General features: G+C 55.6%; 13 protein-coding genes. 11 read left to right on the forward strand and 2 right to left on the reverse strand.

Annotation, left to right across the window (positions count from 1 at the left end; all coding sequences use genetic code 11):
- The first annotated feature begins 1 nt into the window (after nt 1).
- The 4 genes from ACWHYZ_RS06945 (at nt 2) to ACWHYZ_RS06960 (ending at nt 3,366) form a co-directional block, all read left to right on the forward strand.
- On the forward strand, nt 2–916 hold the full coding sequence (locus ACWHYZ_RS06945; RefSeq protein ID WP_447986551.1) for a PfkB family carbohydrate kinase: 915 nt from the start codon (nt 2–4) through the stop codon (nt 914–916).
- Entirely contained in the window at nt 913–1,605 is a 693-nt protein-coding gene (locus ACWHYZ_RS06950) for a tetratricopeptide repeat protein (RefSeq protein ID WP_447986552.1), read from the forward strand. Before ACWHYZ_RS06945 ends, ACWHYZ_RS06950 begins: the two co-directional genes overlap by 4 nt.
- A 7-nt stretch (nt 1,606–1,612) precedes the next feature.
- Nucleotides 1,613–2,506, forward strand: coding sequence for a helix-turn-helix domain-containing protein (locus tag ACWHYZ_RS06955; RefSeq protein WP_447986553.1), 894 nt, complete (start codon nt 1,613–1,615; stop codon nt 2,504–2,506).
- Nucleotides 2,507–2,913: 407 nt separating this feature from the next.
- On the forward strand, nt 2,914–3,366 hold the full coding sequence (locus ACWHYZ_RS06960; RefSeq protein WP_447987532.1) for a c-type cytochrome: 453 nt from the start codon (nt 2,914–2,916) through the stop codon (nt 3,364–3,366).
- Between the two features lie 130 nt (nt 3,367–3,496).
- Here the strand turns inward: ACWHYZ_RS06960 and ACWHYZ_RS06965 are convergent, their stop codons facing one another.
- Nucleotides 3,497–4,924: a hypothetical protein gene (locus ACWHYZ_RS06965; protein ID WP_447986554.1), complete on the reverse strand. Its 1,428-nt coding sequence runs from the start codon at nt 4,922–4,924 to the stop codon at nt 3,497–3,499.
- Nucleotides 4,925–5,261: 337 nt separating this feature from the next.
- Between ACWHYZ_RS06965 and ACWHYZ_RS06970 the strand changes: the two genes are divergently transcribed.
- The 5 genes from ACWHYZ_RS06970 to ACWHYZ_RS06990 all read left to right on the forward strand — a co-directional run bounded on the left by ACWHYZ_RS06970 (nt 5,262) and on the right by ACWHYZ_RS06990 (nt 10,826).
- Entirely contained in the window at nt 5,262–6,968 is a 1,707-nt protein-coding gene (locus ACWHYZ_RS06970) for a carbamoyltransferase family protein (protein ID WP_447986555.1), read from the forward strand.
- A 397-nt stretch (nt 6,969–7,365) separates the two neighbouring features.
- Nucleotides 7,366–7,962, forward strand: coding sequence for a hypothetical protein (locus ACWHYZ_RS06975; RefSeq protein ID WP_447986556.1), 597 nt, complete (start codon nt 7,366–7,368; stop codon nt 7,960–7,962).
- Nucleotides 7,963–8,049: 87 nt separating this feature from the next.
- The gene (locus ACWHYZ_RS06980; RefSeq protein WP_447986557.1) at nt 8,050–8,676 is read left to right on the forward strand and encodes a hypothetical protein; all 627 of its coding nucleotides are present in this window, start codon (nt 8,050–8,052) and stop codon (nt 8,674–8,676) included.
- 93 nt (nt 8,677–8,769) lie between these two features.
- The gene (locus tag ACWHYZ_RS06985; RefSeq protein WP_447986558.1) at nt 8,770–9,102 is read left to right on the forward strand and encodes a YnfA family protein; all 333 of its coding nucleotides are present in this window, start codon (nt 8,770–8,772) and stop codon (nt 9,100–9,102) included.
- 215 nt (nt 9,103–9,317) lie between these two features.
- The gene (locus ACWHYZ_RS06990) at nt 9,318–10,826 is read left to right on the forward strand and encodes a hypothetical protein (protein WP_447986559.1); all 1,509 of its coding nucleotides are present in this window, start codon (nt 9,318–9,320) and stop codon (nt 10,824–10,826) included.
- A 6-nt stretch (nt 10,827–10,832) separates the two neighbouring features.
- On the opposite strand, the gene ACWHYZ_RS06995 is transcribed toward ACWHYZ_RS06990, so the two are convergent.
- Nucleotides 10,833–11,693: a dolichyl-phosphate beta-glucosyltransferase gene (locus ACWHYZ_RS06995; protein WP_447986560.1), complete on the reverse strand. Its 861-nt coding sequence runs from the start codon at nt 11,691–11,693 to the stop codon at nt 10,833–10,835.
- 119 nt (nt 11,694–11,812) lie between these two features.
- Here ACWHYZ_RS06995 and ACWHYZ_RS07000 point away from each other — a divergent pair, with 119 nt between their 5' ends.
- Together ACWHYZ_RS07000 and ACWHYZ_RS07005 are read left to right on the forward strand one after the other, a co-directional pair.
- The gene (locus tag ACWHYZ_RS07000; protein WP_447986561.1) at nt 11,813–12,574 is read left to right on the forward strand and encodes a hypothetical protein; all 762 of its coding nucleotides are present in this window, start codon (nt 11,813–11,815) and stop codon (nt 12,572–12,574) included.
- Between the two features lie 189 nt (nt 12,575–12,763).
- Nucleotides 12,764–14,350 carry a DegQ family serine endoprotease gene (locus ACWHYZ_RS07005; RefSeq protein WP_447986562.1) on the forward strand — a complete coding sequence of 529 codons (1,587 nt, stop codon included), beginning with the start codon at nt 12,764–12,766 and terminating at the stop codon, nt 14,348–14,350.
- Nucleotides 14,351–14,367 lie beyond the last annotated feature (17 nt).

Here is a 14,367-nt window from a genome sequence, read left to right on the forward strand (position 1 = left end):
GATGGGAAAGTTGCTGGTCGTCGGGTCAGTGGCCCTGGATACCGTCCGGACGCCGTTCGGGGAGGCGACTGAGGTGTTGGGCGGCTCAGCGACGTTCTTTTCCGTCGCGGCCAGCTATTTCACCAATGTCGAACTGATTGCCGTCATTGGCGAGGATTTTCCAGAGGCCCATTTGAGCTTTCTCAAAAGCCGCCACATTGACGTCGCGGGATTGGAGAAGCGGCCAGGGCAGACCTTTCGGTGGAAAGGGGAATACAGCTATCAATTGAACGAGGCCCGTACGCTGGATACTCGATTGAATGTCTTTGAGACCTTTCGCCCGAAGATCGCGGATCACTATCGTGCGCCGGGCATGTTGTTCCTGGGCAACATCGATCCCGAGTTGCAGTTGGACGTACTGAATCAGGTTCAACGGCCATCCGTCGTCGCCTGTGACACCATGAATTTTTGGATTGAAGGCAAGCGCGAGGCGCTCTGGCGTGTCTTGGAGAAGGTGGACATCCTCATCATCAACGACGGTGAGGCGCGGCTCCTGGGTCAGGATTCCAATCTCGTGCAGGTCGCGAAGACGATTCTCGCGAAGGGACCGAAGCATCTCATCATTAAACGCGGAGAATATGGCGTGTTGATGTTCAATCAGAAGCAGGTGTTCGGCGCGCCGGCGTTTCCGCTCGAGCAAGTCAAAGATCCTACGGGAGCCGGCGATACCTTTGCGGGCGGATTCATGGGCTATCTCTCGGCCACCGGGAACCTCTCCGAGTCCTCGATCCGCCAAGCGATTATCTTCGGCAGCGTAATGGCGTCGTTTACCGTCGAAGCCTTTAGTCTTGACCGTCTCCGGGTTCTGGACTACAAAGAGATCGAGGCGCGATTTCGAGAGTTCAAGCGTCTGACTCATTTTGAGGACTTATCATGACGGAACCGTTTGCCCGGGGAATGGATCGACGCAGGCGCCGGGTAATGAGACTTGCGGTCTTGATGTGCTCGTCGGTGATTGCGATCACGGGATGCGCATCCGAAGAGAAGTTACAAAAATCTAAAGGATACTATCAAGAAGGCTTGGCCAACATACAAGGCGATCGCCAGCAGGCGTTCGTCTCGTTGCAGAAGGCCATTCAATTGAATCCGAATCACAAAGAAGCGCATTACTTGCTGGGGCATTTGTACGCGCTGCAACTGAAATATCCTGAAGCGGAACGCGAATTGCGTGAGGCGCTACGCATCGATCCCGAATACTCGGATGCCTATAATCATCTCGGACAAGTGCTGGAGCGACAGAATCGTTGGACTGAGGCAATTCGAGCCTACCGTCAGGCCCTGAGCAATCCGCTCTATGGCACTCCCGACCTCGCTCGCTTTAATCTTGGACGCGCGTTGGTTCATGAGGGTGATTTGGAAGGTGCGACGCAAGCGTATGAAGATGCGCTCCTCATCAGCCCACCCACCGTTCCGTCGGCGGTGCTCAACCTCGAACTCGGCCGGGCCTATTACAAACTCGGTTATGAAGTGAAAGCGAAGGAGACGCTGGCCCGGGTGAAGGCTCAGGATAAGGGAGGACAATATGCGGCGGAGGCCGGCAAGCTGCTGGAGCATCTGAAGCCGTAATCACGCTATGGAATCCATCGGCGAGTTCTTTAAACAAGTCAGGGATACCAAGGGGTTGACGCTCGAGGATGTCGCCTTAAAGACTCGTATCCATCCCGAGTTTTTGATTGCACTTGAGGAAGGCAACTTCACCAAACTCCCCGACCAGGTGTTTGCCAAGGGATTCGTGCGTTCGTATGCGCGGTCGCTGGGGCTGGATGAAGAAGACGCGATGCGACGTTTTGAAGGGTCAGCCGGTGCATTTTACGAAAAGCAGGCGGAACGCGAATTATTACGTCTGAAACAGGCTGAAGACGATAGACGAAGAAAGACGAACCGAAAAGTCGTCTTGGCGGCCATTGCCGTGGCCCTATTGGGACTCATCCTGCTGATGTCGCGGGAACACAATTCAGTGGCACCTGCCAGGCCGGCCCCGGAGATTGAGCCTCCGGCGATCCAGCCCCAAGGGCAGTCGTCATCCACGCCATTGGACAAACTGGATGGGGTCCTCCAGGGTACGGAAAAGGAACGATCCCTCGCTGCTTCCACGGCGTCGTCAGATGCTCTGCCGCCATCCTCTCTGTCCACCGTGACCGCCGTTCCCGCGGTCCGCGAAGAAATGATCTCGCCTCCCTTGGTTCGCACCGACCCCTCGTTGGGAGGGACCCCAACGGACGGGTCCATGGTGTTGGCCATTGAAGCATTGGAATTGACTTGGGTCGTCGTGCAGGTGGACAACGGAAGCCCGGAAGAAGCGCTCATGCGGCCGGGGGAGCGTGTGCAATGGAAAGCCTCAGATCGTTTTACCCTGACACTGGGAAATGCCGGAGGTGTTCGAGTCGAATTGAACGGAAAAGAACAAGGGCCATTCGGGAACAGCGGAAAAGTCGCTCGAGATATTGTGCTCAAGCGAGGAGCGTGAACCGCGATCGTTGATGATGAGGCGTATTTGATCCGGTCGAGGGCCAAAACGTCCCACGAAGTAAGTCTGTAAAAACATCGTCTGCACTTGCTGATCCCAAATCCATACAAATTTACGCGGTTTTTAACAAAGGTCCATGAGAGATTTATAGGCATGGACTTTGAGTATCACTGAGATGGTTTAGGGACATAAGGCATGACGGTGTATGAGCTCAGTCGAAGCCCGGATGATCGCATCGAAAGGAGGTGCTGACAAGCGACCTTGGCTTGACAAAGTTGCTGAGGCATTGCTATAGTGCCGCCGTTTTACGGCTTAAAAATCGGTGGGTAGGACGCAGTGGCAGTGTGTGTCAGTATTGTAGAGTCGGTTTTTACATTCCGCGATTTTTCACACAAGGAGGAGCCGTGATGGGGTATCTCGTGAAGTCGGTTGGTGTGCTGTCAATGTTGCTGTTTATGGCGAATGTGGCAGTCGCTGAAGAGAAGGATCCCTTGAAGCCACGCGTGCCACCGGATCAAATGGCTGATGCGAAGGCAATGAAGAATCCTGTCGCAGTGACGCCGGAAAGCCTTGCCAAGGGCAAGGCATTATTTGAGGGGAAAGGCACTTGCTTTAACTGTCATGGCAAGGAAGGCAAGGGAGACGGTCCAGCCGGACAGATTCTTAATCCCGCTCCTCGTAATTTTACGAACTGTAAATTCCACAAGAAGCGGAAAGATGGCGAGCTCTTCTGGGTGATCAAGAACGGCAGCGCGGGAACCGGCATGGTTCCGTTGATTCCGGCTGCAATCAACGAAGAAGAAGCCTGGACGATCATCAACTACGAGCGCTCCTTCTGCAAAGATAAGGGCGGCGAATAGTCCATTCCCTACGGGCGGAAAAAAAGCAGAGAGGGCCTTCCCTCTCTGCTTTTTTCATTGGAGCTAAGTCCTGCCGGAAAAGAGGCCGGTCGCTGGGCCGGAAGTAAGGAAGAGGACGTAGCAGTCAGCGTTAATTCGTTGGCTTAGTGAGCAGCAGCGATGAGAATTTGCTGCCTGATTGGAGCGGGGGCAGGACTTGTGGCTGCTGCTCTTGATTGAAGGCGCTTTTTGCGGCCGGTGGCACGGATCGTCCGAGAAAGGCGCTCAGCTCGCCTAACGTCACCTCCCCGTCTAAGTTATCGTCGGCTTCGCCTTTGAGTCCTCGCAGCAAGTAGTATGTAAATAAGCCATGCTGCACCTTCTCTGATTCGAGACCGTCGTGCAAGCCGGTTGTCCCGATCAAGCGAACGATACGGTTTCCTCCCAGATCCCACTGCGGTTCCTTGTGCTTGCCCTTTTGATCGCCGCCTAATCTCGAGACGGAACCGTCGAAGATGAAGACAATCTGTCGCGCCTTCAATCGGGAGAGGGCCGTCTGCAGATCTTTGAGCGGATAGAGGCGTGAGACGGAAGCTCCCCCTTCATAGGGAACTAGAAAGGTCTCGCCTGATGGAGAGACTTTCGCCTGGCCAGAAAAAAACATAATCACCACAGAGTCGGGGGTGACGCGGGTCGGCAGCCAGTCGAGGAGGGTTTCTTCGATGTCAGGCCGAAGCGCTTTCATATCGTGCAGGAGCCGGATATTGGAAGCCGGGACGCCGCCGAGGGTTTGGAAGTAATTGGTCACCATTTCGGCGTCCAGAGCCGCATATTTCCTAGCGGAGAATTGCGGGTCGCGGTGCGTACTGATCCCGACAGCGATGACAAATGTTTGAGGTTGTTGAAATGTCACCGATGGTGTCTGTACCCGATCGGCAGTATCCGAGGCGGGCATCGCCGGCGTTGGCGTGGACGGTCTCATCACCGAGTCGGGCGACTGGACAGCTTGAGGCTTGATCTGAGCCGCCGTCTCACCCGTGTGCTCAGCGGGCGGCGAGGGCTTCGTCGTAGCCACTCCTGGCGCAGAAGGGGAGGGGACCGGCCCGGCTGTCGGCAGTGATGGTTCGAACACGCTTCGCGCCTCGCGCATAAACTGCGTGCCGAGCACGACTGCCGCATCGTGGAGAAACAAGTCCATGGTGGCATAGGCGCACCGCTTCTGGGTCGCCTCTAGAATGATCTTTTCACGGCGAGTCGTCTTCAAAGTGCGCTCACCCAGCACCGTCCCCGATTGGTCCCGAAAGACGACAGCGGATTCCAGGAGCAGCTCGGCCGGAAGCCGATCGTAGACACCGTCGGTCTGGATCTGCAACCCCGATTGCTGCAATGTGACGAAGGCTTCGACATCGGCCGGCGTGTCTGTCGCTCGCTGTCCCGCCACCTGAACGGATTGGAAGGTTTGATGTGCGGCATCGATCAGCACATCTTCAAGTTCTGCGCCGATGCGAAGCTCTTGGGGATGATTACAGGCATCCGCATACCGAGCAATGGCGGTCGTGAGTGTGGGATCGAACTTCATACGGACGGATGCCGGTATCCGAGGGCCCATATCCGGAAGGGTAGACCTGTGAAAGGGCGAGGAGAATCGGTCGCACCCCGAGACCAAAGAGGAGCAGAGGATAAAGGCGACGATAAGACGAGTGGGATGCATCTTAAGACCCCCTCAACGTGCGCGACACCCTACCGGAACTAAAAAAGGAATGCAACGTGCACATGGGTTGTCACGAGCGGTTGGCTTCTCTATGCTATGCGGCACATAAAGGTGCTGAGAACAGAGTCCTAAGAGCTGGGTTCTTTAAAACGACCTACTCGTGACTCGCTAAGGTCTTCTGACTCGGCACTCGGACTCTCTTCCTATGCGGATTCTCGGTCTTTCCAATATGCGTGATGCCTCGGCGGTGCTCGTCGAAGACGGCCGCATCGTCGCGGCCGCAGAAGAAGAGCGCTTTGTCAGGGTCAAACATGTGACGGCGCTCCCGCTTCACGCCATTCGCTATTGTTTGAAGGAAGCCGGCATCGAGGCCCGTGACCTCGACGCGATTGCAGTGCCCTGGAAATATTGGGTCCTGGGGCGCCGCTCTTTACTCGCGCTTGGGTCGATGTTGCGATCGCCGCAGCTTTTGCAAGTCAAAGGGAAGCGCAGTCTGGAACGCATGGCGCAGGAGTGGACCGAACTGGCCTGCCTGTCCGGGAAGCTTTCACACGCGCTGGGCGCCTTACGGGTCAAACCGACCTATCTTGATCACCACCTCTGTCACGCCGCAAGCACCTATCTCGTCTCGCCGTTCGATCGAGCGGCCATCCTCATCGTCGATGGAGCGTCGGAATCGCACACCGCGTTACTCGCAGTCGGCGACGGCTCCCAGATCCGCGTGCTGAAGCGAATCCCGCTTCCTCATTCATTAGGGCAGTTCTATGCTGCCATGACGGCATTTCTGGGATTCCGACCGGATTACGATGAGTACATCGTCATGGGATTGGCAGCCTATGGGAAACCCGAGTATGCGAAACAGATGCGTACCCATCTTCTTCAATTGCGTCCTGAGGGAGCGTTTGAGCTCAACACACGGTTGTTGGATTTCCACCTTGCGAGAGTCGGGATTTTTCCTTCCGCGCTGCAACAGCTCTTTGGTGCCAATCGACGTCGTGACGAAGAGATTACCCAACGCCATCGTGATCTGGCCGCCAGTGCGCAATGGATCTTGGAAGACACTGTCTTGCATATGGCTCGCCACTTGCGGCACCTCACCGACACGGACAACCTCTGTCTTGCCGGAGGTGTGGCCAATAACTGTGTGGCCAATAGTCGCCTCCGCCAAGAAGCGGGCTTTTGCAATGTCTACGTCCAGCCCGCGGCAGGGGATGCAGGAACGGCGCTGGGAGCAGCGCTGTGGCTATCGAATCGGCGGGGAGCCGCCTTGCATCGAGAGGCCATGCGCCATACCTATGTAGGTCCTGAATTTACTGAGGAAGAATGTCGAGAGGCTTTGGCTCGTGCCGGTTTGAAAGGCGAACTGCTCTCAGACCAGGCACTCTGCGATCGTATGGCCACGGAACTGGCCCTCGGGCGATTGGTCTTCTGGTTTCAAGGCCGGATGGAATGGGGCCCGCGCGCCTTAGGCAATCGCAGTCTTCTCGCAGACCCCAGACGCGAAGACATGCGCGAACTGATTAATGCCAAAGTGAAGCTGCGAGAACCGTTTCGGCCATTCGCACCCTCTGTTCTCCAAGAGCGCACTGCCGACTATTTTGACTGGCCCGGGCCATCTCCGTTCATGCTATTTACGGTTCCAGTGCTGCCCCAGGCTAAAGGTCTCATTCCGGCCGTGACTCATGTCGACGGCACCGCCCGCATTCAAACGGTTGACCGAGAATCCAACCCGAAATTCAGAATGCTACTGGAAGCCTTTGAGCGAAAGACCGGCGTGCCGATTCTGTTGAATACTTCGTTCAATGTGAATGAGCCGATGGTGTGCACGCCGGACGAGGCGATTCGTTGTTTTCTTCGCACGGAGGTGGACTGGTTGGTGCTGGGGAGTTTACTAGTTGGACGACCCAACTAATCGTTAGAGCAGTCTCGGAAGTTCCAGCCGTCGCTGGTCCGTTTCAGATGCAGATGCCCTCGCATACTCCGGGGGGTTTCTGTTGAACATTTCTATGGCAGACCAAAACAGATCTATGAACGGGAGGCCTTCATAAAACAAACAAATGCAGACAAGCTTCTGGAGATGTTCGGGGTCTATGCAAGCAGGCGTCTGAGCGATGGTCTTTATACCGTATCAATGGATCATTGCCCGAGCGAGCAACTTACTGGTGAGGATTGGCATACGACAGTTCTTGTGCTTTCCGCTGCCATGGAACATGCAGACCTCGCTCACCGTGTGGCGAAACGGATTCGTCCTGATACAGGCACGCTAACGAAATGGACTAAAGCAACTCGTGCATATCGGAAGCGGTTTTTTGAACGAGTTCCTTAAAGAGCTTTCACTAGTTCCAGTCTGTGTTCTTGCGATATCTGCATCGGAACTGAGTATCTGGGACAGTGTAAACCACTTCGTTAAGGAGCTTGAACTTGAAGGCTATTATCAGCACATCCACACCCCAGATAAGTGTACTAAAGTGGCTTTGGGGCCATTTATACGGGCATCAACGGGAGAGAAGGTCACTGTGACCCTTTCCGAAAATAGAGCAGCTATGTGCTTGTTCGTTGCGCATTTCGTCTTGAGGATGCACAAACGTATGTACGAAGCTGTTAATGCCAACTCTCCCGATGGCCCGAGCCACGTCAACTGGAACTTTTATGGCGATAAGTTTCCGGGTCCGCGTGGAAGCAATATGGAGCTTATGTTTCAGATTCTTTCTTGTCTGGATAGACAAACGGGACGAATTCTTTGGGGCTATTTTGAAGATAGCGACAAGATAGCAAGTGATCTTTTGGCCGATAATTTGGCTGGCGCCCTTAATCAAGCAAGCAAAACTCCACCCAAATGTAGTGCAACCATGCTTACTCGTAAACCCGAGACTCAGGGCTGCTTCTATTGGGAACACTGGACTTGAGGCTAAGTGGTTTACTGCTTTCTTGGCACGCGCAGCCGACAATGCAGGGACACGATATTCCTTGCATTGTGAAGTGCCCAAGAAACAATGATGGAGATAGCACACACTAAGTTGAGATGCCGAAAGGCTTCGTTTCTGCATCCACTTTCATCAACATTAGGCAGCAAGGCTTGGCATATGCTCCAGATTGGGAAGCTTGAAGCCGCTAACCGGCAACTAGATTTCGCGATTCGGCTATTTTTCTCGTGTGGCGACCCGGTTTGCGTCCATACGTTGGCGGGAGCTGCATCGATTGTTCTGACCGATCTTGTTGAACATCACGCACCCTCCAAATCATGGGACCGAAACGTTCAAGCCGCCAACGCACTTTCGGCATCTGATTACTTCAATATCGTCCGTAACGCACAAAATTTTCTCAAACACGCTCGCGGAGATCCGAAAGCTATACTTAACTTTAATGAAGTCGAGACCGAAGAATTGCTCATGCTGGCAGTCATGAATTCAGGGAAGCTTCAGCACATGTCCATGGAGCAATCGGTATATCAGCTCTGGTATCTTGGCAGGCGTGTGAAGGAATTGGGTGCTGGTTTTCCCTTTGTTCAGGAGGCCATGGCGCTGTTTCCTGGAATTGAAGGTGGCTCCCCGGCTAAAGCTAAAGAAGTCGGGCAACAAATCCTCCTGGCACAGCTTGCGGCGAAGTCATCCATATCATGACCGAAATGTTGTCGAACATCCGGATCGAATTCTGCTGCCGGAATCTTCTGTTCAGCGGCGACGAGGTTACTCATCTTAGAACAATATCTACCAATGTTTGAGCTGAGGACAATCGCTCTCTTCGTCGCCACCGCGGTTGCCGAAATTGTCGGATGTTACCTGCCTTATCTGTGGCTCAAGAAGGGAGCGTCAGTCTGGCTGCTGGTCCCTGCTGCGGCGAGTCTTGCAGTCTTCGTCTGGCTGCTGACTTTGCATCCCACAGATGCCGGGCGGGTCTATGCCGCATACGGCGGTGTGTATGTGTCAGTCGCGATCGTGTGGCTGTGGGGCGTGGACGCCGTGCGTCCTTCGCCATACGACTGGCTTGGCGTCGCTGTCTGTCTGGTGGGCATGGCCATCATCATGTTTGCTCCACGCCCTGCCTAACTTACATCGAGAGGAGCGCAAGATTTGAATCGTAGGTCTACCACTTCCACAGGTGCACCAAACAAGACGGACAATTCGTCGCCGAATTGGTTTTCGTTGAGGAAGATTCACGATACTTGGTGGACATGCTATGGTGTTTTGAGCCAGGAATCACAAGCGGTCAGCTCTCATGTCGAACATGTGCGTCACATGTGCCTGCTCAGAGCTGAAAGCTGATGGCTGATCGCTCCTCCTCTGTCGCTCTCGATGCTCTTCTTCTTCTTTTCCTCGTCAACCTTGCGCTTCAGCCCCTGGTCGAGCCGGATTTTGGATGGCACCTGCGAACCGGGATCGATCTGCTTCACCACGGTTGGCAGATGCCTCGCACCGATCCGTATTCGCACACGATGCCGGATTGGCCATGGGTCGAACACGCCTGGCTAACGGATGGATTGATCGGTGTCATCTATACAGGCCTGGGATCTGCCGGATCCTTAGGCGTCATTCTCTTGTTTGCCGCGGTAATTGCGGGGGCATTTCTTTTGGCGGCCGCTCCCGCACGAGCGGCCCGCACAGCGCGATTGGTGGCGGTATCTGGAGCCGCGTGGATCGCACTTCCATTTCTCGGCGCGCGGATTCAAATGATCACGCTTCTTGGATTAGCGCTCGTCTTATGGTTCTGGCACCGCTATCAAATGGGGCAGGGCGCAAACCTGTGGGCTGTTCCGCCGCTGTTCTTGCTCTGGGCTAATCTTCATGGCGGCTTTACGGCAGGCCTCTTCACGTTGGGCCTCTTATTAACTGTGGCCGCCGTGACGAGGCTTGTTGCTGACGCGCGACCCAAATTAGTCCAGCGGATTGATGAACCGGTCCTCTCCTGGCAGCAGCTCCGTCATATGGTCTTGATCCTTGGGATTGCGGTGTCGTTGACGTTGATCAATCCGTATGGATGGCGTCTCTATGCGGAGATTGTTCAGTCCTTGGGTGACCGGTTCATGATCGACACGCTACAGGAATGGCAGCCGATCTCCACTCAGCACCGAGCCGGTTTGATGTATGTCCTGTATCTCTCCGCACTGGCGTTGACCATGTTCTGCTTCTATCGACGCGTGGAACCGACTCGCTGGGCCGTCTTGGCTGTATTCCTGGCGCTCTCGTTGCGGCACTGGCGCAATGTGCCGTTCTTTCTTCTTGTCAGCATTCCGCTTGCCGCGGAGATGGTGCAGGCTATCGTTGCTTGGCTGGCCGATCATGTTCCAACCTTTCGGCATCACATGAGACAGTGGATTCTTGGCGTGACGTTGGCGGTCGGAGCTGGAATTGTGTTCCTCGGCTCGGCGCATATTGAGCGGGTCGCGCAGTCGGGGCTAGCGCCGGCGAAGTTTTTTGAAACGACCGAGTATCCGATTGAAGCGGTGGAGTGGATTCAGGAACACCGAAGCGAGCTCGGCACGCGGCTCTATAACGACTATGGGTTCGGGGGCTTCCTGCTCTGGTGGCTGCCGGACGAGAAAATCTTTATTGATGGACGCATGCCGGCCTGGAGAATCGGCGATCGGTGGATCTTCTATGACTATGTCGCATTGACACACTGGGATCCTCCGGCGTTGGGCGTCTTGGATAAATATGCGGTGGATTGGGCCATGACGGCGATCGGTGGCACACTGGATCGCGTGCTCAGTGAAGAGCCTACCTGGCAGGTTCGATATGCCGATTCCAAGGTGCGGATTTACTCGAGGCAATGAGCTGAATCAGTACGTGTGGCTTTCCGCGGCTTCGCGCAGTTCGCGTAGAACGTCCGGTGATTCTCGACGTCGGTACAGGCCTTCCGCGTTATGCCGACGCACGGCGAGTAATTCCCGAAACATGCCAATCCCATCCCGGAAGACACGCACCTTCGAACCCGGCTGGTCCGTCCAATTGATCGGCACCTCGGCGATTCGATAGTTTCTGCACCGTGCGATGTACAGAAGTTCGAGATCCAACCCATAACCGTCGATCCGCGCAACCGAACAGAGATCCTCCGCCACCCGCTTCTGAAACAACTTGAAGCCGCATTGCGTGTCGGTGATGCCGGCGAGCCCCAGATGCTGAGCGACCTGATTGAAGAGGTTTCCGAAGACCGTCCGATGCCACCTGGCTTGAACCCGATACCGCCGGTCATGTGATCCCAGGAAACGTGACCCGATCGCCAGGTCGGCGCCTTCTCCGACCGCACATTCGAGCCGCTCTACTTCCTGAATCGATGTGGCGCCATCGGCATCAGCCATCAGACGGAGCGTTCCTCTGGCAGCCAGCATGCCCGCGCGTACCGCGCAACCTTTCCCCCGATTGGTAGGAAGCCGAATTAAGCGAACAGATGGAACATCGAGAGCGAACCGGGTCACTCTTAGCGCGGTCTCGTCGCGGCTGCCATCATCAACGACGACAATTTCGTAAGGATCACCACGCTGAGAAAGATAGTGGGTGATGCTGGTAAGATACGGAAGAAGACGGTCTTGCTCGTTATACGCGGGGAGGACGACTGAGAGCGTGATCGGTTCTTCAGAACGCGCCATAATCAGGACTGGGCCAGGTCCATGGACAGTTATCCCTGAGGGAATGGCCTTCACCGTGAGCATCCGAGCCTAAGCCTAATACACCAGAATTGCAAGCGATTGCGCAATTTGGCAGACCGCATGAAGCATTTGAATACGACAGAAAGATAGCACGAGGGCCGAGGAGGTGGACCATGCGCCATGTGTGGACGCTTACAGCGTGGACCGTGTTTCTAGCCCAGGTTGTTGCGTGTGAGTCAGCGACCCCTCCGCGGCAACTGGCGGACTATCTCGGCCAGCAGACTGTGAAGGAGGCCCCGAGCACGCCTTTGCCTCCAAGACCGGTTCATGCGGGTCTTGTCGTCCTTGCCGATACATCGCGTCCGGATGCCGTGGCTGTGCCCCAGGAAGCTCTGAACCGGCTCGCGGAGATGCTGAAGCAAGAGTTGAGCGAGATGACTCCGGTGGTAATCGACAAGATCATCTCGGCCGAGGGCATACGCCCGGAAGGCGATCCCGGTCAATTCGTGGAGCTTGGGAAATGGCATGGAGTGGATGATCTGGTCATCATGGTCGCGTCAGCCATCGAGCAGGAATACCCCATGACCGTGTTTCTCGGGTGGGTGACGCATGCGCAGCCAGGATGGCGCCGTGATAACTGGTCGCGGTTGGAAGCGGCATTGCTGGATGTCAGAACGGGTCAGATATTACTGCGCGCCGATGGAGCGGGCTTTGCGACCTTGGATCGACCGGCTGCACCCGGTATTAATCAGTGGTACCCTGTCATTTGGCTTCGACCTCAGGACCCGGCCCGACGCTACTATCCACCATCCTATCAAGGTGCGCCGAACACCCTTCGAGTCGTCGCGATGAAAGAAGCGGCTAACCGATTGGTCCTTAAATTCCAAGAGGCCTGGATTCAGAAGCGTCAAAAGGAACTGGAAGCCGCAGCCTAGAAGCTGTGTCTTCGGGTCCAGAGTCCTGGCGAGAGGCACGCGGTGCCTATCGTGCGCTATCCCACCCAGGAGGGGCGGGGGTTTTTGTCTTTGAATGGTAGCAAGAGGTTAGTGTAAAATTGCGTCATTTCACGGCTACAACCTAGATGCGGTGTCAGTCCGCATCGCAAGTCATTGAGGGACCAACATATGCACATTATTGAAACGCTTCGTGTTCGTGCATCGGTTCATCGCTGTCGTCAGCATATCGGAACCGCCGTCGCGGCCGCCGTCCTGTTCTATGGGCCGATGGCCGTGAGTGGGTGGTTCACGCCGTCTCAGGGCGACGCTGCTGTCCCTCCCGCAGGGATGCAGACCTTTGCTGATATCGTGAAACAAGTCACGCCGGCCGTCGTCAATGTCGCCGTGGTCGGCGGTGGCGAAAGTGGACGCCGTGAAGGGGGCCCAAGGCGACCGCTTCCTCCTGGTCCATTTGGAGGGCCTGGAGGTCCCGGCGGTCCTGGCGGGCCTCCCGGTGGCGGAGAGGAACCGCCGGGAATGGAACCACCTGGTCCTCCACCATTTCCCGGCCCTCCGGGGCCTCACGGACGACCGGAGCAGAGTGCCGGCTCCGGTGTCATCATCGATCCGCAAGGACATATTTTGACAAACAACCACGTGGTCGACAATGCGTCTGAAATCACCGTGACGTTGCACGATAGTCGTGAGTTTAAGGCGAAAGTCGTCGGCACGGACCCCAAGACCGATTTGGCCATTATTAAGATCGAGGCCGACAATTTACCCGCGCTGAAGTGGGCCGATTACGACAAGCTGCAGGTCGGAGATTTTGTGCTCGCCATTGGGAGCCCATTCGGTCTCAATTCAAGTGTGACGTTCGGCATCATTAGTGCGCTGGGTCGCGGCAATGTCGGCATTGCCGATTATGAAGACTTTATCCAGACCGATGCGGCCATCAATCCGGGCAACTCGGGTGGAGCCCTGGTCAACATGAACGGCGATCTCATCGGGATCAACACGGCGATCTTTTCACGGACCGGGGGATCGGAAGGGATCGGCTTTGCGATTCCAAGTACGATTGCGATGGACGTGACCGATGCCTTGATGAAAACAGGCAAAGTGGTGCGGGGATGGCTTGGTATCGCGATTCAGGAAATTACGCCGGCGCTTGCCAAGTCGTTCAAGCTGCCGGAGCAGCGGAAGACAGGCGTCTTGATCAGCGACGTCAATGAAGACGGTCCGTCCGCCCAGGCCGGGCTCAAGCGAGGTGACGTCATCATCGGGTTTGATGACAGGGAAGTGAAGAACGTCAGCCAATTGCGGAATATGGTCGCGCGCACCCTCGTGGGGCGCCAGGCCAAACTGAAAGTGCTGCGTGAAGGCAAAGAGCAGTTTCTGAACGTGAAGGTGGGCGAGCGCCCGACGGATGAAATGCTCGCGAGGAAGGAACCTGCACCGCAAACGCCCAAGGAAACCGTGAAGCCGCCGGATAATGTGTTGGCGTCGTTGCGCGTTCAAACCCTGGATGCCGCGACCATGAGCCAACTGAATCTACCGGGTAAGACGTCCGGCGTGCTGATTAATCACGTTGAACCGGGCAGTCCCGCAGAAGCGGCCGGCTTGCAACGCGGTGATGTGATTCAAGAGGTGAATCACGAAGTTATCAAGTCCTTGGACGATTATCAAAAAGTGTCCGCGAAAATTAAAAAGGACGAGATGGCTGTGTTGCTCTTGAGCCGGCAGGGAAATAATCTATTCGTGGCGGTAAATCCGAAGTAGCCGAATCAACGCTGCAA

The organism is Nitrospira sp. Nam74, assembly GCF_965152615.1.

Excerpts from the sequence above, each read along its gene's own strand:
- ACWHYZ_RS06945 (WP_447986551.1), top strand. The coding sequence starts at position 2 with ATGGGAAAGTTGCTGGTCGTCGGGTCAGTGGCCCTGGATACCGTCCGG.
- ACWHYZ_RS06950 (WP_447986552.1), top strand. The coding sequence starts at position 913 with ATGACGGAACCGTTTGCCCGGGGAATGGATCGACGCAGGCGCCGGGTA.
- ACWHYZ_RS06955 (WP_447986553.1), top strand. The coding sequence starts at position 1,613 with ATGGAATCCATCGGCGAGTTCTTTAAACAAGTCAGGGATACCAAGGGG.
- ACWHYZ_RS06960 (WP_447987532.1), top strand. The coding sequence starts at position 2,914 with ATGGGGTATCTCGTGAAGTCGGTTGGTGTGCTGTCAATGTTGCTGTTT.
- ACWHYZ_RS06965 (WP_447986554.1), bottom strand. The coding sequence starts at position 4,924 with ATGAAGTTCGATCCCACACTCACGACCGCCATTGCTCGGTATGCGGAT.
- ACWHYZ_RS06970 (WP_447986555.1), top strand. The coding sequence starts at position 5,262 with ATGCGGATTCTCGGTCTTTCCAATATGCGTGATGCCTCGGCGGTGCTC.
- ACWHYZ_RS06980 (WP_447986557.1), top strand. The coding sequence starts at position 8,050 with ATGATGGAGATAGCACACACTAAGTTGAGATGCCGAAAGGCTTCGTTT.
- ACWHYZ_RS06985 (WP_447986558.1), top strand. The coding sequence starts at position 8,770 with ATGTTTGAGCTGAGGACAATCGCTCTCTTCGTCGCCACCGCGGTTGCC.
- ACWHYZ_RS06990 (WP_447986559.1), top strand. The coding sequence starts at position 9,318 with ATGGCTGATCGCTCCTCCTCTGTCGCTCTCGATGCTCTTCTTCTTCTT.
- ACWHYZ_RS07000 (WP_447986561.1), top strand. The coding sequence starts at position 11,813 with ATGCGCCATGTGTGGACGCTTACAGCGTGGACCGTGTTTCTAGCCCAG.
- ACWHYZ_RS07005 (WP_447986562.1), top strand. The coding sequence starts at position 12,764 with ATGCACATTATTGAAACGCTTCGTGTTCGTGCATCGGTTCATCGCTGT.